Source organism: Acinetobacter sp. 'aerobic (ED)', from assembly GCF_904886855.1.
In the GTDB taxonomy this organism is placed as follows: Bacteria; Pseudomonadota; Gammaproteobacteria; order Pseudomonadales; family Moraxellaceae; genus Acinetobacter; species Acinetobacter courvalinii.
On sequence record NZ_CAJHGI010000006.1, the window covers coordinates 172380 to 192312 of the forward strand.

Consider the following 19933-nt stretch of genomic DNA (forward strand, 5'->3'; position numbering starts at 1 on the left):
CCTGCTTAATTTTAATCAAAGACTTCTGCTGTCAGATTTAACTCGGCACGCATGATTTCCTGCAATTTAAATTTCTGTGCTTTGCCTGAGGCTGTCATGGGGAATTCAGCAAAGAATTTGACATAGCGTGGCACTTTATTATGTGAAATATGTTCTTTGCAGAAGTGTCTAATACTGTCTTCATCACATTGATGATGTTCATGCAAAATAATGCAGGCGCAGAGTTCCTCACCATAACGGCTGTCTGGCAAACCAATCACCTGAACATCCGAAATATCGGGATGGGTATATAAGAAATCTTCGATTTCCTTCGGAAACAGATTTTCCCCGCCACGGATCACCACATCTTTAATGCGGCCTTTGATTTTGATAAAACCGTCTTGATCCATTTCTGCGATATCACCGGTATGCATCCAGCCTGCCGCATCAATGACCTCTTTGGTTTTTTCAGGCTCATCCCAATAACCTGCCATGACTGAATAGCCACGGACACAAAGTTCACCCAACACACCTTGCGGAACAATCTCGCCTGCCAGATCGACAATTTTGACTTCCAAATGCGGATGTACATGTCCCACTGTACTGACCCGTTTATCAATGGAATCATCAATATAACTTTGTACACTGACCGGTGACGTCTCGGTCATGCCATAACAAATGGTAATGTCAGACATGTGCATACGGTCCATGACCCGCTGCATGATTTCTCGTGGACATGGACTACCTGCCATGATGCCTGTACGCAAACTGGATAAATCGAATTCGGTAAATTGCTCATGCTCTAACATGGCAATAAACATGGTCGGCACACCATAGGCTGCGGTGCATTTTTCCCGGTGGATGGTTTTTAAAGACTCTAGTGGATTAAAAACGGCGGCTGGATACACCATGGTTGAACCATGGGTGATACAGGCCAGATTACCCATGACCATGCCAAAACAATGGAATAAAGGCACCGAAATACAGACCCGATCCTGCGGGGTTAGCCCGATGCCTTCACCGACAAAATATCCATTATTGAGAATATTGTGATGAGTCAGCATGGTTCCTTTCGGATTGCCGGTAGTGCCGGAAGTAAATTGGATATTAATGGTTTCATCAAACTGCAAATGCTGGGCTAAAGCACTGAGCTGCTCAAGTTGCTGTGGTGTCGGCTGTCCGACCAGATCGCTAAAACGGTGAATACCGCTATGCTGTTGTTCATCAATTTTAATGACATATTTTAAATGCGGTAAACGTGCTGAATGAAGAACCTTATCTGTACTGAATGCCAATTCAGGTGCAATCTTGCTTAGTAATTCCTGATAATCTGTGGTCTTGAATTGAGCTGCAATGACCAGCCCTTTACAGGCCACCTTATTCAGTACGTATTCCAGTTCATGGCTTTTATAAGCCGTGTTCAGATTGACCAGAATAATGCCGGCTTTTGCGGCTGCAAACTGCGTCACGGTCCATTCCACACAATTCGGAGACCAAATCGCTAAACGATCACCCTTTTTTAATCCCAGTTTTAACAGACTACAAGCAAAGGCATTGACTTCATCCTGCAATGCCCTATAGCTCAATCGTCTGTTCTGATGAGCACTGACAATGGCCTCCTGCTCCGCATATTGCGCACAGGCCTGATCAAATTTTTCTCCAATCGTCATCCCCAACAGGGGCTGAGAACTGGTTCCAGAGACATAGCTTAACCGTTGTTGTTGCATTGAATCACTCTCCTTGATTCTTTGTAATTCTGTTTTCAGTCATCTAATTATTTTGAGTACAGCTACTTTTCCAACATCCTGTTGTGTCGTTCTAATGATGCTGTTGGCCTTACTTTTTTTGCACCGCATCCACACAAAAGTCAGCAATCTGCTTGGAAAAATAGTTTTTATACTGCTGATCAAACTTGATATTTTGCGCTGGATCTAAAGGTTCAACCACCACATAGGTCATGGCACCCACCACACACAGCGCTGCGGTATTGAGATCCTCCAGCACAAACTCACCACTTGCATTTCCATCTGCAAGGATTTTTTTAATACTCTGTTTAATCAGCTGTTTCACACGGAAACGCTCATGTTCAACTGTAGAATCCACAGGTTCAAACATGAGTGAATAGGCCAACTGAGGACTATTCAGTGCCCGTTTTACAAAGCTGGTAACAGCCTTATGTAATTTCTGCTGTGCGCTTAAATTACTTTCGGTAATCGAATCAATCACCAACAGTTCGGTATTAATCGCTTCGGATAAAACTTCAATCAGCACCTGACTTTTATTATCAAAGTAGCGATACACCAGCCCACTTGAAACACCCGCTTGCTCAGCAATGGTTTGTATTTGTGCGTCCTTGAACCCTCCCTCCGAGATCAATTTTCTGGCTGAACTCAAAATCGCCTTGCGATTTTGTTCCATCCGCTCCTGCATCAAAGATGATCGTTTATAGCTCATGAATTTTATTCTCTACCAAATAAAATGAATTGTAAATCATTTTATGAATCACTATTCACTTTTTTAAAAAATCATTGTATGGTACTTCTTAAGCACATACAACAACGCTTTTTGGAACAACAAATATAACCAATGGGATGACGATACAATGAACTTACGTAGCTTGAATTTTGGTCTGGATGAAACGTTAATTGCGCTACAAGATTCAGTAGCCGCATTTTGTGCAAAGGAAATTGCACCCATTGCCCAGCAAGTTGATCGGGACAATCTATTCCCGGCCCAGCTCTGGAAAAAATTTGGTGATATGGGTCTGCTCGGTCTTACCGTTTCTGAAGAATACGGCGGCACCAATTTAGGCTATCTGGCACACATCATTGTGCTACAGGAAATTTCACGCGCATCTGCCTCCATCGGGCTTTCTTATGGCGCGCATTCCAACTTGTGTATCAACCAGATTAACCGTAACGGTAGCGAACAACAGAAACAGAAATATTTACCAAAACTGATTTCAGGTGACTTTGTCGGTGCTTTGGCAATGTCAGAACCGAATGCAGGCTCCGATGTGGTCAGCATGAAACTGCGTGCCGACCAAAAAGGTGATCATTTTGTTCTCAATGGTTCGAAAATGTGGATCACCAACGGCGGTGATGCCGATGTGCTGGTGGTGTATGCCAAAACTGATCCACAGGCTGGTGCCAAGGGCATGACTGCCTTCCTGATTGAAAAAGACATGAAAGGCTTTAGTCATGGCAGTCATTTAGACAAACTGGGTATGCGAGGCTCTAACACTTACCCGCTATTTTTTGACAATGTCGAAGTACCTGTCGAAAACGTGTTGGGGGGGGTCGGTAACGGTGCCAAAGTACTGATGAGTGGTCTGGACTATGAACGTGCCGTATTAAGTGCCGGCCCGCTTGGCATTATGGATGCCTGTCTGGATGTGGTGATTCCCTATTTACATGAACGTGAACAGTTTGGTCAGGCTTTAGGTGAATTCCAGCTTATGCAAGGCAAACTGGCCGATATGTATTCCACCTGGCTGGCGTGTAAAGCTTTGGTCTATGCCGTGGGTGCAGCCTGTGACAAAGCTGATCATGACCGTAGCTTACGTAAAGATGCAGCAAGTGCGATTTTATATGCAGCTGAAAAAGCCACATGGATGGCAGGTGAAACCATTCAGACTTTAGGCGGCAATGGTTATATCAATGAATACGCTGCAGGTCGTTTATGGCGTGATGCCAAACTTTATGAAATTGGTGCAGGCACCTCTGAAATTCGCCGTATGCTGATTGGCCGCGAACTGTTCAATGAAACCAAATAATAATAAACAATAAGGACGCAGCGTATGAACCAATTACACAGCAAGATCAATGTTCGAAGTGAAGACTTCAAAACCAACCAGCATGCCATGCAGACCTTGGTTGCAGACCTTCAACAGGTTGCTCAAAAAGTGGCGCTTGGTGGCGGTGAAAATGCCCGTCAAAAGCATCTCGCCAGAGGTAAACTGCTGCCACGAGACCGTATTGATCAACTGATTGATGTTGGTACCGCATTTTTAGAAATTGGTCAGTTGGCTGCTTACAAAGTTTATGAGGATGACATTCCGGCGGCTGGTGTAATTGCCGGAATTGGGCAAGTCAATGGTGTGACCTGCATGATCGTCGCCAATGATGCAACGGTTAAAGGTGGCACCTATTATCCCCTGACGGTGAAAAAGCATTTACGTGCTCAGGAAATTGCCGAACAAAATCATTTGCCTTGTATTTATCTGGTCGATTCAGGTGGTGCGTTCTTACCGATGCAGGATGAGGTCTTCCCTGATCGCGATCACTTCGGACGAATTTTCTATAATCAGGCCCGTATGTCGAGCTTAGGTATTGCCCAGATTGCGGTGGTGATGGGCAGTTGTACCGCAGGTGGCGCCTATGTACCGGCCATGTCAGATGAAACCATTATTGTCCGCAATCAGGGGACCATTTTCTTAGGCGGTCCGCCTCTGGTCAAAGCTGCGACTGGCGAAGTGGTCAGCAGTGAGGATTTAGGCGGTGGAGACGTACACACCCGTCTTTCAGGTGTGGCGGATCATTTAGCTGAAAACGATGAACATGCGCTTGCGATTGCACGGAACATAGTTGCGAACCTGAATAAAAAGCCAAATGACCTAAATAAACAAGTTGATGAACCGTTGTTTGATGCATCGGAACTTTATGGCGTAGTGCCAAGTGATGCACGTAAACCGTTTGACGTGCGCGAAGTGATTGCCCGTATTGTAGACGGCTCACGTTTTGATGAGTTTAAGGCGCGCTTCGGCTCAACCCTGATTACTGGTTTTGCTTCCCTCTATGGTATGCCTGTCGGGATTATTGCCAATAATGGGATTTTATTTTCAGAATCTGCACAGAAAGGCGCACACTTTATTGAGCTATGCACACAACGTAATATTCCATTGTTATTCCTGCAAAACATTACCGGTTTTATGGTTGGTCGCCAGTATGAAAATGAAGGGATTGCCAAAAATGGCGCCAAACTGGTGATGGCAGTTGCCACCGCAAATGTACCAAAACTCACCCTGATTATTGGTGGTTCATTTGGTGCAGGTAACTACGGCATGTGTGGCCGTGCTTATTCACCCCGCTTTTTATGGACTTGGCCGAACTCTCGTATTTCAGTGATGGGCGGCGAACAAGCGGCAAGCGTACTCTCGACTTTAAAACGTGATCAGATTGAGCAAAAAGGTGCCGAGTGGTCTGCGCAACAAGAAGATGAATTTAAACAACCGATTCGTGAACAATACGAGCGCCAAGGCCATCCGTATTATGCTTCTGCCCGACTTTGGGATGACGGTGTCATTGACCCTGCGCAAACTCGTCAGGTACTCGGTTTAAGTCTTGCTGCTGCGATGAATGCTCCAATTCTACCAACCAAATTTGGCGTGTTCCGCATGTAAGAGGTGTCTATGAGCTATCAATTTTTACAACTCGAACAACAAGATCAGGTTGCCTATGTGTGGCTAAACCGCCCTGAATTGCACAATGCTTTTAATACGACCGTCATTGAAGAGCTACACGCTTGCTTTAAGCAAATTAATACCCGTGATGATATCCGTGTGGTGGTTCTGGCGGGTCGCGGTAAAAGCTTTTCGGCAGGTGCAGACCTCAACTGGATGAAACAGGCAGGTCAGGCATCTTCAGCTGAAAATGAAGCAGATGCATTAAAACTGGCGCAAATGTTGGATGCACTGGCAACGCTAAAACAACCGACTATTGCCCGCGTGCATGGCATTGCCTTTGGTGGCGGCATGGGTTTAGCGTCAGCATGTGATATTTGCATTGCCAGCACGGATGCCAAGTTTGCAACATCGGAGGTTCGTTTAGGGCTTGCTCCATCTACCATTAGCCCCTATGTCATTCGGGCGATTGGTGCAAGACAAGCCTCTCGTTACTTCTTAACTGCCGAGCGGATTTCAGCACGTGAAGCCAAACAAATTGGCTTGGCACACGAAGTAGCAGATGCCGAAGAGTTAGATAAAAAAGTTCAAGACATTATTGATGCTCTATTACTTGGTGGCCCGCATGCTCAAGCGGCCTCAAAACAACTCATTCAAATGGTGAGCAACCAGACCATGAGCAATGATTTGCTGCAACAGACAGCTCATCATATTGCTCAAGTTCGTCAAGGTAATGAGGCAAAACAAGGTCTGAGTGCCTTTTTAAATAAACAGCAGCCTGCTTGGGTGTCTAACTCGAATAACAACAATTAAGGACGATCATCATGTTTGAAAAGATTTTAATTGCGAACCGTGGCGAGATTGCCTGCCGTGTAATTCGTACAGCCAAAAAATTAGGGATTGCAACGGTTGCGGTTTACTCAGATGCAGACGCAAATGCACAACATGTCAAACTTGCAGATGAAGCGGTTTATATTGGTCAGTCCCCTGCGACTCAAAGTTATTTACAGGTTGATCGTATTATTCAAGCAGCGATTGATACTGGTAGCCAAGCGGTGCACCCGGGCTACGGCTTCCTTTCAGAAAATGACCAGTTTGCACTCGCTTGCCAACAACACAACATTTGCTTTATTGGCCCGCCAGTGGATGCCATTTTAGCGATGGGCTTAAAAGCGACCTCTAAAGCTTTAATGGAAAAAGCAGGTGTTCCTTTAACACCGGGTTATCACGGAACCAACCAGGATGCCGTCTTTTTAAAACAACAGGCAGATCGCATTGGCTATCCGGTTTTAATCAAGGCCAGCGCTGGCGGTGGTGGTAAAGGCATGAGTCTGGTTGAACGCAGTGAAGACTTTCTGCATGCCTTAGCGTCTTGTAAACGCGAAGCCAAATCGAGCTTTGGTAATGATGACGTCTTGATTGAGCGTTATGTGATTCAGCCACGACATATCGAAGTACAAGTATTTGGTGATACCCACGGCAACTATGTACATTTATTTGAACGCGACTGTTCGGTACAACGCCGTCACCAAAAAGTACTCGAAGAAGCCCCTGCTCCACAAATGCCAAGCGAAAAGCTAGATGCTATGCGCCAAGCGGCCATTGATGCTGCACGTGCGGTAAATTACGTTGGCGCAGGTACGGTTGAGTTTATTGTGGAACAAGACGGTACGGCGTATTTCATGGAAATGAATACCCGCCTACAAGTCGAACACCCTGTTACCGAAATGATTACTGGTGAAGACTTGGTTGAATGGCAGCTTCGTGTGGCTTATGGCGAAGCTTTGCCTAAACTACAAAACCAATTACAAATTCACGGCCATGCGCTCGAGGCACGAATCTATGCAGAAGAACCTGAAAAAGGCTTTTTACCTGCCATTGGTAAAATTGACTATTTGCACTACCCAACGCAAACCCCATATGTGCGTGTTGACAGCGGTATTGTAGAAGGCGATGAAATCACGACCTATTACGACCCAATGATTGCCAAACTGATCGTATGGGGTAAAAACCGTGAAGCGGCGCTCATTCAAATGCAACACGCTTTAAGTCAATTCCATGTCGATGGCTTAGGCAACAATATTGCATTTCTGGAAAAGATTGTTCGTAGCGAATCTTTTAAACAAGCCAAGCTTGATACTAACCTGATTCAACGTGAACAAAACTTCTTGTTTAGTCCTGAAGAGATCAAACAAGAACTTGTAGTGGCAGCGGCATTTATTGAGTTTCTAAGCAAACTTAATAACAACAGCTCAAGCCAAAAACAGCTTTGGCAGGCTCAACCCCTATGGCGTTTAAATATTGCCTATCAGCACAGCATTAAACTGAACTATTTAGATCAGCCCATTAAAATTAAATTTGCCTCAAATAAAGATAGCTTCACCGCAGAATATAACGGTCAAAGTTATCCGATTTCTGGCCAATTGCTTGATACACACACCGCCTCTATTCAAATTGGCGGGTCTCAGCAAAAGCTGTCTTTTAACCAAAGTCAGCAAGGCATTACCTTGTTCCAAAATGGTCAAAGCTATAAGTTTGCTTATATTCGCCAAGACTTTAATCAGGCAGATCACCAAGCCGATGAAGGCCACCTAAAAGCACCAATGCCAGGTGTGGTCACGCAAGTGCTGGTGAGCGCAAATCATAGCGTAAAGAAAGACGATATTCTGATGACGCTTGAAGCCATGAAAATGGAATACACCATCCGTGCGCCTAAAGACGGCTTGATTGTAGACTCCTATTTCCAAGTCGGTGATCAGGTCAAAGCTGGCGATGAACTTGTGGAGTTTCAACCTGCTCAGGAGGACGTTGCATGAGTGAGTTTGTCAAAATCGTGGAGGTCGGCCCCAGAGATGGCCTGCAAAATGAAAAGCAGGCGTTAACTGTTGAACAACGCTTAAACTTTATTAACGACCTGATTCATGCAGGACTGAAATCCATTGAAGTGGGTTCCTGTGTCTCGGCAAAATGGGTACCACAAATGGCACAGAGTGACGAGCTGTTTAAGCAACTCACCCAAACTAGCGATGTGCAATTTAGCCTGCTCACGCCCAATATCAAAGGTTTTGAGACTGCTCAAGCGGTCGGATGTAAAGAGGTTGCGGTGTTTACCGCCGCTTCGGAAAGCTTTACCCGTAAAAATATCAACTGCTCTATTGATGAAAGCTTTGAAAAATTCGCGGATGTGCTAAGTGCAGCTAAAGCACAGCATATCCGTGTGCGCGGTTATGTCTCTTGTATTGTCGATTGTCCCTATGAAGGCGCAATTGCCCCGGAGCAAGTGGTAGCCGTGGTTAAAAGACTGTATGACATGGGCTGCTATGAAGTGTCTCTAGGCGAAACCATTGGCACCGCAACACCAGATCGCGTTCAGAAAGTCTGGCAAGCCTGTCTGGCTGAACTCGATAGCACCGTTTTAGCTGGGCATTTTCACAATACCTACGGCATGGCGATTGCCAATATTTATCAGTCTTTACAGCAAGGCATTCGTGTTTTTGATTCGTCCCTTGCAGGACTTGGGGGTTGCCCTTATGCCAAAGGTGCCTCTGGTAATGTGGCGACTGAAGATCTGTTTTATTTACTCTCCCATATAGGCTTCGAAACGGGCATTGATCTGGAAAAACTGATGCAGGCCAGCCAGAATATTAGCAAGGTACTCAACCGAAAAAGCTTGTCGAATTATGCCAATGCGTATTGGCAAACCAAGTGTGCCTAATCATAAATTAAAATAGCTCAGCATCTGGTATAAGGCTTAATATTAGGTAAAGTACCAGATCATCCTCTCTCATCTTTATCTCATTTCATTCAGGAATTGGGATTAAATCCCTCATGCAATTTTTTAAAATTTATCGTTTATCTCTGTATGAAATGCCTCTTTATAAAGAAGCATTTTCTACTTTTAATTTTAATCCTTATTATTTTGAGTTCCTTTACTGCCACACCTCAAATAATTTATAAGAAATAATCCGTATCCTGCTGTATTTTTGGAGAAACATGTTGCTCAACCCACTCCAGCCACGTCCGTGTTTTGACATCGACAAAATCCCGTGACGGCAGCAAGGTATACACCCCAATATCGGGAGAGCGCCACGCTGGTAAAATACGGCGTAATCGACCTGTGCGAATTGCATCGATAGAGGAAAAGGTAGGCAACAAGGCAATACCCATATCCTGCTGCACCACATCCAGTAGCAATTCAGGGGTATCAGCAATGAGTGGGCCATTGATATCAATCTGATACGAACAGCTATTTTCACTGGTCAGATGCCACTGCGGTGTAATCGAAGGATTGACCAGACGTAAACAGGCATGTTGCTGCAAATCATCCAGTGATTGAGGTTCGCCATGCTTTTCCAGATAGGCAGGTGAAGCACATAACACCGAAAAAATCGTACCAATGCGACGCGCCACAAATCTCGAATCCGCCAGAGATTCAGTCAAGTAAAGACTGACATCAATGCCCTTACCCAATAGATCGGGTACATTTTGTGAGGTTCGATATTCAACTGTCAGGTCGGGATAGGTTTGACAGAACTCCGCCATCATCGGTGCCAGATAATGATGACCGAAACTCGCCATACTCAGCACCCGTAACCGCCCTTGCGGCTTGGTGGCCATGCCCATTGCCTGCGCTTCAGCTTCCTCTACCATGGCAAGCACCTGACGGCACTGCTCGGCATAGCTTTCACCAATCTCGGTCAAGGCGTGCTGGCGGGTTGATCGTTGTAGTAGTTTTGTACCTAAACGTCCTTCTAATTCGCTAATTAATCGCGAAACTTGCGCAGTTGTCAGTTCCATCTGTTCAGCGGCAGCCGTGAAACTCCCGCTATCAATCACTTTCAGGAAGGCATTCATTGCATGCAAGAGTCCACCATCAAGATTTTTGCGCATAACGTAAATATCTTTTTCTAAATTACGCATTGTTGCACCAGTTTGGATCAACCACAATGACATTAATGTACATACATTGATCAGCTCTTTTTTAACCCGAACTGGTCAATCTTTTTTCTTATGATGTACTTACTCCAAATATTCAACCGGATGTTGAAAAAACAAGTAGTCAAAACTACGAAGAATTCTAAGGAGATATAAATGAATATAGCGACAAAAGTTACTCCAAAAATGATCGCTACTAAAGATGTATCACTGGACGATAAATATATCAGTGATCACGGTTCAGCCTATATGACAGGCATTCAGGCACTCGTTCGGTTACCTCTAGCACAGACTCGCCGTGATGAATTGAACGGATTGCACACTGCCGGTTTTATTTCAGGTTATCGCGGTTCTCCAGTCGGTAACTATGACAATTTCCTTTGGCAAATTGGAGGCATACTTAAAGATCATCATGTCGTCTTTCAACCCGGTATCAATGAAGATTTAGCAGCAACCGCAATCTGGGGCACCCAGCAAGCCAATCTTGCAGGCCAGGGAAAATATGATGGCGTCACTTCATGGTGGTATGGCAAAGGCCCCGGTGTAGACCGTTCCGGCGATGTACTACGTCATGCCAATCTGGCAGGAACGGCTGAACATGGCGGTGTGGTCGCTTTATTTGGTGATGACCATTCCTGTAAATCATCTACCGTTCCCCATCAATCTGAACATGTCATGATCGGTTGTGGCATTCCTATTTTCTATCCAACCTCAGTGCAACATATTCTTGATCTGGGTGTGCATGCAGTTGCAATGTCCCGTTTTGCTGGGGTATGGACTTCAATGAAACTGGTCAGTGAAATCGTAGAAACCTCTGCTTCTGTCAATGTGGATTTAGATCGGGTCATCCCCGTGATTCCAGAAGATGTGGACTTCCCTGCAGACGGCGTCAATATCCGCTGGCCGGATCATGGCATCCAGCAAGAACAGCGCCTGTATCAACATCGCTTACCCGCTGTGCTGGCCTATGCCCGCGCCAATCAGCTGAATCAGACCACCTGGCCGTGCGAAAATGCCCGTATCGGGATTGTGGCCAGCGGTAAAGGCTATCTCGACACCATTGAAGCCTTACGCATTCTAGGGATTGAGAACGAAATCGCACAACAGCTTGGATTACGGGTTTATCAGGTTGGATTGATCTGGCCACTAGAGCCGCAAGGAATTCGTGAATTTGCCAAAGGCTTACAAGAGCTGATTGTGGTGGAAGAAAAACGTCCTATTCTTGAATCACAAATCAAGGATGAACTGTATTCCCTGCCTGATCAGCAACGCCCACACGTCTTCGGCAAAGCCATTCATGGTAAAGGTGAATGGAGTACCTCAATTGAAGAAGCACCGCTGATTGGTCATTATGAGTTCCAGCCTGAACCGATTGCCAAAATGCTGGCGGCACGTTTTCTACAACTTGATTTACCGCAGAATTTAAGACAACAAATTCAGAATCGCATCGATTTATTGCAAAAAGCGGAACAGGAGTCCCGCCGTGTGCTGGATCTGGCAGACCGCAAACCGTATTTCTGTAGCGGTTGTCCGCATAATACGTCCACGGTGGTTCCAGAAGGCAGCCGCGCCTTAGGCGGTATCGGTTGTCATTATATTGCGGTGTCACTGGATCGCGGAACGGAAACTTTCTCGCAAATGGGCGGTGAAGGCGTCAGTTGGGCGGGTGCATCACATTTCACCAATGAAAAGCATATTTTTGCCAATCTCGGTGACGGTACCTATTTCCATTCAGGTTATCTGGCGATTCGACAAGCCATTGCAGCCAATATCAATATCACCTATAAAATCCTCTATAACGATGCGGTTGCGATGACCGGTGGTCAGCATGTCGATGGACATCTGAGTGTCGCCCAACTCACCCGTCAGCTGGATGCCGAAGGCATTAAAAAACAGGTCATCGTAACGGATGAGCCAGCGTTGATTCATGCAGAAGAACACCTTGCGCCTAATGTAGAAATCCGCCACCGCAATGATCTGGACGCGGTACAACGTGAATTACGCGATATTTCAGGTGTTACCGCTTTGGTCTATGTGCAAACCTGTGCCAGCGAAAAACGTCGTCGCCGCAAACGTGATATGTATCCCGACCCCGCTGAACGTCTCTATATCAATAGCGATATCTGCGAAGGCTGCGGTGATTGCTCGAAAAAATCAAATTGCCTGTCGATTGAACCGGTCGAAACCTCACTGGGCACCAAGCGTCAAATTAACCAGAGCAGTTGTAATAAGGATTTCACCTGTGTAGAAGGCTTCTGTCCAAGTTTTGTGACCGTACATACCCGTGATATGAAACGTCCCGACAAGTTTGAAGGTTTTGCCCCAGGCTGGCCTGAACGACCGGTTCTTCCTCAACTTGATGCTACACCAAGCCGGATCATGGTCGGTGGCGTAGGTGGTACCGGTGTAGTCACCGTCGGGGCCTTACTCGGTATGGCAGCACATCTGGAAGGTAAAGCAGCACGCGTCATGGACATGGCTGGACTGGCACAAAAAGGCGGTACGGTGTATTCCTACGTACAGCTAGCCTCAGATGATGAACAAATTTCTGCAACCAAAATTCCAGCCGGTCAATGTGATCTTCTGATTGGTGCCGATGCGGTGGTGGCAGGCAGTAATGCCGCCCTGTCCCGTTTAAAACCGGATGCGATGGTGATCGTCAATGAAGATGGTTCCCCAACCTCTGACTTTATCAATAAACGTGACTGGTTTGCCCCGATTACGGATTTGATCAATCGTCTGCGTGGTCGTGTTGATCAGGGCAAACTGGTGTCTTTACCGGCTGCACGTATTACGACACAGGTCTTGGGCGATGCCATCTTTGCCAACCAGCTCTTGCTGGGAATGGCATGGCAATCGGGACAGATTCCATTACTGCGTGAGAGTATTGAAAAAGCCATTCAACTGAACGGTACGGCGGTAGAAAAGAATCTGGAAGCTTTCCGCGTTGGTTGCCATCTCGCCAGCGATCCGGATCTGGCCAAGCGACTACTGGATAGCTTACCTAAACAGCATGTGCCGCAAACACTGCCAGAACTGATTGATGATCGTTCGGTCCGTTTGCAAGACTACTGGAATGATGCGTACGCCCATACATACCGAAATCTTGCACAACAGGCCGCGAAGGTATTGCCAGAAGAACTGGCCAGCACGATTGCCACACAGCTTTATCGGGTCATGGCCTATAAAGATGAGTATGAAGTAGCGCGCCTGCTCACAGGAGCCAGCTTTAAAAAATCAATCGAATCACAATTCGGACGTGGGGTACGTTTATCCTACCACCTTGCCCCACCGACACTGGGCACCAACGTGCGCAAACGCATTTTTGGTTACTGGATGCGTTTCCCGATGATGTTACTTGCCCGCTTACAATGGTTGCGCGAAACCTTCCTTGACCCATTTGCACGTCAGGAAGAACGCCAACATGAGCATGCATGGCGTGATCGCTACATTGACTTCGTGAAAGCACTGGTTGCAGCACCACAACAGTATGATTTGACGGTGGCTGTACAGATTGCCGAGCTTCCAGCGGAAGTACGTGGCTTTGGGCATGTTAAAATGCAGGCGATGCAATCCGCAAATCAACGCTGGGATGAGCTATCAACTCAGCTGAACAACAACACTTAAAAAATAAATCACTGGCTGAGTCAGTCCCATCAAAAGGGAGTGGCTCAGCCAGCCGATTAAAAACCAGTCTCCATTCATGTTTATCCACACAAATAGCCGTTTCCCCGATTTAATAGCCTTTTAAGGTATCCACCTGATTCAACAATACTTGACCTTGAATCACCCGTTGATCATTTTCCAAAATCTGATTCACCACAATTGACCAGGGCGCATGTGAAGCAACATGCGGCGTGATCACCACTTTTTCATGTTGCCAAAGTGGATGATGTTCAGCCAAGGGCTCTTTGCTAAAAACATCCAGAATCGCGCCACGTAAACGTCCGGAATCCAGATAACTTAATAAATCCTGCTCAACCAGATGCTGACCACGACCACAATTAATAATACAGGCCTGTTCAGGAAGCTGGTCAAATAAGGATTTTGATAAAATCCCCTGATTACTTTCCGTAAGTGGCAATAAGTTAATCAGAATTTCCGCCTGTGCTAAAAACTGATGAAAATCTTCAGCGCCGGCATAGCATGTGACCTGTGCGATCTGTTTAGGACTACGTGACCAGCCAGCAACCTGATAACCCAGTGCGGCAAACTGTTTCGCCATATAGGCACCCATTTGCCCGAGACCCATAATTCCGATTTTTACTTCAGCATGCGCTCGTTGCGGATATTGTCGCCAGCGTTGTTGCTGCTTTTGTGCAAAGGCCTGATCAAAAAAACGTTGATAATATAAAACACCCCATTGCAGATAATCGAACATCCCTTGTTGATGGAGCTGATCGACCACCCGACATACTTTATATTGTGACCCAATTCTTTGTAGATTGAGGTGCTCAACGCCAGCGGCCATTGACACATATCTATTTAAAATATCTTTAAAAATAATTATTTAACTCTGCTGTAAAATTTGCCCATGCAGCCATTGTTTGAAAGTTGTCAGAGCTATTTCATTTATGTCTGTTTCAAGTGGCGTTATTAAACAAAAGTTTTTGTTCAGTTTTTTAGATACAGGCCCAGGTGCAATAAGCGTTTTATCTTTTAGTTCCTTATCTATATATATCAAAGGTACTAGTGCTACTCCTAATCCAGCCATTGCTGCAGATATTGCCATGTCATGTAATTCATAACGTACTCCTCGGAAAGGATATTCAATTATTATCCCATGCTCTTTAGCGTAAATATCCCATGCTTCAGGATTTTGATGTCGGTGGATTAATGGGAGTTGAGATAATTGTTCTAGAGTTTCTCCTTCTTCTAGAATTTGAGGACTACATACAGGAATTAAACTTTCTTGAAAAAGAAAGTTCTTATGTACACCTGTCCACGCAGGGTGTTCAAAATGAATTGCGGCATTAAAACCACTGTCAGCTAGTATAAACGGATCAGTTTTTACTGAAATATTTACAGTAATATCGGGATATTCCTTTCTAAATTCCCCTAACTTAGGGATGAGCCACCGATTCGCAAATGTTGGAAGGCACGCAATATCTATACTTTTACTATTTTCAGGTAATCCTTTAATGAATTGTGTATCTCTATCAAGACGATCAAGTATCTCTCGAATATTTTTCGCGTAATGTAAACCCACATGATTTAGTTTTACACGGCTACCTATTCGGTCAAATAATTTACGGTTTAAAAAAGATTCTAATCTAGCAATTTGACGACTAACTGCTCCCTCCGTTAATGATAACTCTTCTGCAGCTCTAGCGAAGTTACCATGTCTTGCAGCAGTTTCAAATACTTTCAATGAACTACTGCTTGGTAAATGTTTGCGCATAAACTTTCCTTTATTACTTAAATTAAATTTAATGAGTAAATGTCACTACATAGTGAAAAAGTATCGATTTATATAACTAATAATATGATTTATCTTTACCAAAGCGCAACTAGCTTTTTATTTCCACTTAACGTACAAAGAGAATATCCATGCTATATACCGTAGAATGTACTTTTACTGATAACAATTCAGAAAATGAATGGAATGATTTCTATAACCTGCTCAAATTACCAGCTCTAATTTCTGTTACTGGTTTCAAAACCTCACAACGGTTTAAATCACTGACTCCAGGATGTCCTACTTATCTTGCAATTCATTCTATTGAAGATAAAAATGTTATCAGTAGTAAGGAATATAAAGAAAAAGGTGGAGGAAATTTTTCACGTTGGCAGCCATTTATTACAGATTGGTACCGCAATCTTTACGAAACCGATGTTATAGCTCCCACTGTATCATTAGAAGAAATTCTTTTATTAAGTGCAAGATTACTTCCATTAGACAGCTTGAAGCCAGTAGAGATGAATGCAGTTGGTTTAGATGGATTTCCAGCATATAGAGTAGCTTATGTTCTACCCCGTAAAGAATTAGACGAATGGTTAAATGTAGAAGGAACATTAATTTATGAACCAATTACAGTACAACTTCAAAGTTCAGAAAACTCATAAAGAGTAAAGCATAAAATAATGCCAAATCTTGTTATTTATATATCTGAAGCATATTCAAACCAAATTTCAAATTTAGATGACCTAACTATGAAGGGCCAAGCTTTATGTGTAGAAGTTCTTAAGGCTGAGCCAAGTAAAATACATATTATTTATATTACTGTAAAACATGGGGTCGGGCACCCCATATATGCAGAACTGACCTATCGCCTATCTGAGAATAGATCATCTGAGGTTATGGAGGTTTTCATGAAAAGTCTGGATAAGGCTATTCTCAAAACCATAGGTGTAAAAGCCCGCATTCGATGTTTCGGTTCCCTGTCTACCCAACTTTATGCTTATAACTAATACAAAATGGTATTTTTATGAATAATGACACAACTCCAGCATTCAAAATTGGTGAATTCCTAGTGAATGTTTTGAATGATGGTGAAATGAATGTAAGCCTAGATTTATTATCTGGCATAGCTATTAATGAGGCCACTGAACTTCAAAACCAGGTGGATATTGATAAAATAAACACCATTAATATCAATGCTTATCTGATCCGTAGCTCTGGAAAAACTATTTTAGTAGATACTGGCTTAGGAAAATTAAATAGTACGGCTGGTTTTCTTCTAGAAGAACTTAATTCAATTGGAGTCTTTCCCGAAGATATAGATACAATTCTGATAACTCATGCTCATCCTGACCATATTGGTGGGCTCTTAAATGAAGATGGACAAGTTATTTATAAAAATGCTGAACTTTATTTACATTCTTTGGAATTCGAATATTGGATGGATGACTACCAATTAGAAAAAGCGAGTGAACGAGGAAAACGAAATTTCCAATTAGTGCGAAATATACTGAAAGCCTATGAGAATGTCTTAAATTTCACAGACAAAAAAACAATAATGAATGGAATTCGACCAATATTACTCGCAGGTCATACCCCAGGCCATACAGGATTTTATATTGAATCTAATAATCAGAGCCTTTTAATATGGGGAGATATTATCCATTTTCCAAATATTCAATTAAAAGATCCTTCTATAACCATAGCTTTTGATTGCGACACCCATCAAGCTGTAGCCACAAGGAAAAAGATTTTAGAGCAAGTCGTCATAGATGACCAATTAGTTGCTGGAATGCATTTAGGAAAAATGGGGTTTGCTCATATTTCCTGTGATCATAAAAAAGAAAGCTATATTATCAAATATATATAGTTTTTTAACCTTAAAGTATAAACCGAAGACATCTACAAGGGTCTCTTCGGTTTATGATGAGTAAAGCCAAATCCCACCCGAAATATTGCATATATAGTAGTGCAGATTACATTGCAGCCTGAATATATTAATTGTACTGAAGTCATACCAATCTCTCCGTTCTTTATCCATTTAAAAGTTATTTCGTTAAAATGATGATTTAAAATCTTTTTAAAAATAAAGAAAAAATGATTTTTCATTCTCTCTTTATTTCAGAAAAAACAAACGAAAAATATTATTATAATTTACTATATAAAAGATTATTCCAATAACATTCCATATTTTTCAATATCAACATTTCCACCTGTAATAATGATACCAATTTTTTTATTCTTGAATTTACTCTGATTTTTTAAAAATCCAGCTAAACCTAAACAGCCTGTCGGTTCAACGACAATTTTAAGACGTTCAGTAAAGAACTTCATAGATTCAATTAACTCTGAATCTTGTACTGTATCGATTTCACTCATATAATTTTTAATAATTGAAAAACAGTGTTCTCCTAAATATTGAGTTTGAGCCCCATCAGCAATAGTGTTAGGTACATCAATTCTTATAATTTTGCCTTCTTTTAAAGATTGCTGCCCGTCATTTCCTGCTTCTGGCTCGATACCATAAACCTCACAATTAGGTAAAAGCTTTTTCACAGTTAACAATGTACCAGCCAAAACACCGCCACTACCAACTGGAACAAAAATCGCATCTAGGTTCCCTACACTATCTATTAACTCTTTAACAATAGTCCCTTGCCCAGCTATGACATCAGGATGATCAGCAGATGGAATTAAAGCTGCACCTCTTTGATTAACTAGCTCATTAGCAATTTTTTCTCTACTTTCTTTATAGCGGTCAAAAAATATTATATTTGCACCGTATTCTTTCGTGGCGTCTATTTTAGTCTTTGGTGCGTCTATAGGCATAACAATAGTTGCTGGTATATTTAGTAACCGTGCTGCTAAAGCAACTCCTTGAGCATGGTTACCGCCAGAAAAAGCCACGACGCCTATCTTTTTTTGTTGTTCACTAAGTTTTTTTAATGCATTTAAAGCTCCACGAAACTTAAAAGCACCTGTTTTCTGAAAATTTTCACATTTAAAAAATATCTCGTTATTTAGTTTTTGATTTAAATAAGTAGAGGTCAATACTGGCGTAGTATGTGCTATACCTTTAATATTTTTCTCAGCTTCAATTACATTTTGATAAGTTGGAAGATTTAGCTTCATAATTAAACAACCTTAGAAGTAATTGATTACGACATTAAAGGTTTAGACTTAAATTTTTAGTCGCAATCATCTTCTATTATTAAAAAGTGATTACGTGGTTTATAACACCTAGATATCTATGAAAAACCCAATCAATTATGATTGGGCATTAAATATAGAGCTAATTAAATATACTCTAAAGAGTAATGCAAAATTCAGAATATTAAATAATACCTAAGTGTTTTAATGATTTAAGAGCTATTTCATTACGGACTGAACCAGACATGTTTGGTTTCATCTCAATGTTCAATGAAAAAGCTATTTTTTTCCCGTTAGGCTGTTCCACCCAACCTGTTAACCACCCTACCTGAGGGGTGACGTTCATTCCCCAGCCACTCTTAGCATAAATTTTGTTGCCATCTACTTCATCTATCAACAGCATATCTTGGACTTGTTTTTGTACTTGCTGTTTGAATGGTAGCTCTCGATGAGCAAGTTTGTCAGCAAACTCAACTTCTTGAATAGGAGTAATCTTTAATGGACCTACCAACCAGAAATCATCAACTTTTGTACCAATATTTGAATTACCAAATTTGACTCTTTTTACTTCTTTTTGCATCAGATCCAAGCCTATCCGTTTTGCGAGTTCTTGATATACAGGAACGGCTGATAACTTCATGGCTTCACCCAAATTCATATCCTTTTCCCACATAGAATATGAACGCTTTTTCCCATCCCACTTAAAAACTTCATCAACTGTAGCTTTATTCTTTTCCAAACCAATTAAAGCATTTAACATCTTAAAAGTTGACGCAGGTACATATTGTGTATCAGCTCTGGTTAAATCATTACCATAAGTATCAATATTTTGCCCATCCTTAATAACAATAACGCCCTGAGTCTGAGCTTCATCAAAGTAACTGCCAATCGTTTGTTGACTTAGCTTAGTAGTAGAAATAGGTAAGATGTCTTTAGGTCCGATAAATGGAGAGGAGCATGCACTTAAAAAAATTGAAATAGATATGCTTAATAAAGGAAATAAACGTGTTCGCACCAGAAGCTCCAAGAAAAATAATGATTTTATAAAGTGAAGATTAAGTAAATAA

15 protein-coding genes and 1 pseudogene are annotated in these 19933 nt (G+C 42.7%); 9 read left to right on the plus strand and 7 right to left on the minus strand.

Translation table 11 applies throughout. The features are described from left to right. Positions 1 to 11: 11 nt before the first annotated feature. Positions 12 to 1706: an AMP-binding protein gene (locus JO943_RS13605; protein ID WP_202741071.1), complete on the minus strand. Its 1695-nt coding sequence runs from the start codon at positions 1704 to 1706 to the stop codon at positions 12 to 14. A 109-nt stretch (positions 1707 to 1815) separates the two neighbouring features. Further along, entirely contained in the window at positions 1816 to 2433 is a 618-nt protein-coding gene (locus tag JO943_RS13610) for a TetR/AcrR family transcriptional regulator (RefSeq protein WP_005231201.1), read from the minus strand. Positions 2434 to 2581: 148 nt separating this feature from the next. On the opposite strand from JO943_RS13610, the gene JO943_RS13615 reads away from it, so the two are divergent. Genes JO943_RS13615 through JO943_RS13635 form a run of 5 tightly spaced genes read left to right on the plus strand, consistent with a single transcriptional unit; the run spans position 2582 to position 9095 of the window. Then, complete coding sequence (locus JO943_RS13615; RefSeq protein WP_032873980.1) at positions 2582 to 3754, plus strand: isovaleryl-CoA dehydrogenase; 1173 nt, start codon at positions 2582 to 2584, stop codon at positions 3752 to 3754. Positions 3755 to 3778: 24 nt separating this feature from the next. After that, complete coding sequence (locus JO943_RS13620; protein ID WP_032873982.1) at positions 3779 to 5380, plus strand: carboxyl transferase domain-containing protein; 1602 nt, start codon at positions 3779 to 3781, stop codon at positions 5378 to 5380. A 9-nt stretch (positions 5381 to 5389) separates the two neighbouring features. Continuing rightward, positions 5390 to 6193 carry an enoyl-CoA hydratase/isomerase family protein gene (locus tag JO943_RS13625; protein ID WP_005231204.1) on the plus strand — a complete coding sequence of 268 codons (804 nt, stop codon included), beginning with the start codon at positions 5390 to 5392 and terminating at the stop codon, positions 6191 to 6193. An 11-nt stretch (positions 6194 to 6204) separates the two neighbouring features. Continuing rightward, positions 6205 to 8196, plus strand: a complete 1992-nt coding sequence (locus JO943_RS13630) for an acetyl/propionyl/methylcrotonyl-CoA carboxylase subunit alpha (RefSeq protein WP_202741072.1) — start codon at positions 6205 to 6207, stop codon at positions 8194 to 8196. Continuing rightward, the gene (locus JO943_RS13635) at positions 8193 to 9095 is read left to right on the plus strand and encodes a hydroxymethylglutaryl-CoA lyase (protein WP_202741073.1); all 903 of its coding nucleotides are present in this window, start codon (positions 8193 to 8195) and stop codon (positions 9093 to 9095) included. Before JO943_RS13630 ends, JO943_RS13635 begins: the two co-directional genes overlap by 4 nt. A 236-nt stretch (positions 9096 to 9331) precedes the next feature. Here the strand turns inward: JO943_RS13635 and JO943_RS13640 are convergent, their stop codons facing one another. After that, positions 9332 to 10270, minus strand: a complete 939-nt coding sequence (locus tag JO943_RS13640) for a LysR family transcriptional regulator (RefSeq protein WP_032880486.1) — start codon at positions 10268 to 10270, stop codon at positions 9332 to 9334. A gap of 201 nt (positions 10271 to 10471) precedes the next feature. Here JO943_RS13640 and JO943_RS13645 point away from each other — a divergent pair, with 201 nt between their 5' ends. Next, on the plus strand, positions 10472 to 13942 hold the full coding sequence (locus JO943_RS13645; RefSeq protein WP_202741074.1) for an indolepyruvate ferredoxin oxidoreductase family protein: 3471 nt from the start codon (positions 10472 to 10474) through the stop codon (positions 13940 to 13942). A 109-nt stretch (positions 13943 to 14051) separates the two neighbouring features. On the opposite strand, the pseudogene JO943_RS13650 reads toward JO943_RS13645, so the two are convergent. Together JO943_RS13650 and JO943_RS13655 are read right to left on the minus strand one after the other, a co-directional pair. Continuing rightward, positions 14052 to 14789 (minus strand): annotated as a pseudogene (locus JO943_RS13650) (2-hydroxyacid dehydrogenase); the annotation flags it as partial. A gap of 36 nt (positions 14790 to 14825) precedes the next feature. Continuing rightward, positions 14826 to 15716: a LysR substrate-binding domain-containing protein gene (locus JO943_RS13655; protein ID WP_202741075.1), complete on the minus strand. Its 891-nt coding sequence runs from the start codon at positions 15714 to 15716 to the stop codon at positions 14826 to 14828. A gap of 149 nt (positions 15717 to 15865) precedes the next feature. On the opposite strand from JO943_RS13655, the gene JO943_RS13660 reads away from it, so the two are divergent. Genes JO943_RS13660 through JO943_RS13670 form a run of 3 tightly spaced genes read left to right on the plus strand, consistent with a single transcriptional unit; the run spans position 15866 to position 17586 of the window. After that, on the plus strand, positions 15866 to 16381 hold the full coding sequence (locus tag JO943_RS13660; RefSeq protein ID WP_202741076.1) for a sugar ABC transporter: 516 nt from the start codon (positions 15866 to 15868) through the stop codon (positions 16379 to 16381). Positions 16382 to 16399: 18 nt separating this feature from the next. Then, positions 16400 to 16726 (plus strand): hypothetical protein, encoded by a 327-nt coding sequence (locus tag JO943_RS13665; protein WP_202741077.1) that lies wholly within the window; start codon positions 16400 to 16402, stop codon positions 16724 to 16726. A 17-nt stretch (positions 16727 to 16743) separates the two neighbouring features. After that, on the plus strand, positions 16744 to 17586 hold the full coding sequence (locus JO943_RS13670) for an MBL fold metallo-hydrolase (RefSeq protein WP_202741078.1): 843 nt from the start codon (positions 16744 to 16746) through the stop codon (positions 17584 to 17586). Positions 17587 to 17885: 299 nt separating this feature from the next. Here JO943_RS13670 and JO943_RS13675 read toward each other — a convergent pair whose 3' ends face one another. Both JO943_RS13675 and blaOXA read right to left on the minus strand, forming a co-directional pair. Next, positions 17886 to 18851, minus strand: coding sequence for a threo-3-hydroxy-L-aspartate ammonia-lyase (locus JO943_RS13675; protein WP_202741120.1), 966 nt, complete (start codon positions 18849 to 18851; stop codon positions 17886 to 17888). Positions 18852 to 19050: 199 nt separating this feature from the next. Continuing rightward, positions 19051 to 19881, minus strand: a complete 831-nt coding sequence (gene blaOXA, locus JO943_RS13680; protein WP_202741079.1) for an OXA-679 family carbapenem-hydrolyzing class D beta-lactamase — start codon at positions 19879 to 19881, stop codon at positions 19051 to 19053. Positions 19882 to 19933: the final 52 nt, after the last annotated feature.

Excerpts from the sequence above, each read along its gene's own strand:
- JO943_RS13645 (WP_202741074.1), top strand. The coding sequence starts at position 10,472 with ATGAATATAGCGACAAAAGTTACTCCAAAAATGATCGCTACTAAAGAT.
- JO943_RS13640 (WP_032880486.1), bottom strand. The coding sequence starts at position 10,270 with ATGCGCAAAAATCTTGATGGTGGACTCTTGCATGCAATGAATGCCTTC.
- JO943_RS13605 (WP_202741071.1), bottom strand. The coding sequence starts at position 1,706 with ATGCAACAACAACGGTTAAGCTATGTCTCTGGAACCAGTTCTCAGCCC.
- JO943_RS13610 (WP_005231201.1), bottom strand. The coding sequence starts at position 2,433 with ATGAGCTATAAACGATCATCTTTGATGCAGGAGCGGATGGAACAAAAT.
- JO943_RS13670 (WP_202741078.1), top strand. The coding sequence starts at position 16,744 with ATGAATAATGACACAACTCCAGCATTCAAAATTGGTGAATTCCTAGTG.
- JO943_RS13635 (WP_202741073.1), top strand. The coding sequence starts at position 8,193 with ATGAGTGAGTTTGTCAAAATCGTGGAGGTCGGCCCCAGAGATGGCCTG.
- JO943_RS13625 (WP_005231204.1), top strand. The coding sequence starts at position 5,390 with ATGAGCTATCAATTTTTACAACTCGAACAACAAGATCAGGTTGCCTAT.
- JO943_RS13655 (WP_202741075.1), bottom strand. The coding sequence starts at position 15,716 with ATGCGCAAACATTTACCAAGCAGTAGTTCATTGAAAGTATTTGAAACT.
- JO943_RS13615 (WP_032873980.1), top strand. The coding sequence starts at position 2,582 with ATGAACTTACGTAGCTTGAATTTTGGTCTGGATGAAACGTTAATTGCG.
- JO943_RS13665 (WP_202741077.1), top strand. The coding sequence starts at position 16,400 with ATGCCAAATCTTGTTATTTATATATCTGAAGCATATTCAAACCAAATT.
- JO943_RS13630 (WP_202741072.1), top strand. The coding sequence starts at position 6,205 with ATGTTTGAAAAGATTTTAATTGCGAACCGTGGCGAGATTGCCTGCCGT.
- JO943_RS13620 (WP_032873982.1), top strand. The coding sequence starts at position 3,779 with ATGAACCAATTACACAGCAAGATCAATGTTCGAAGTGAAGACTTCAAA.
- JO943_RS13660 (WP_202741076.1), top strand. The coding sequence starts at position 15,866 with ATGCTATATACCGTAGAATGTACTTTTACTGATAACAATTCAGAAAAT.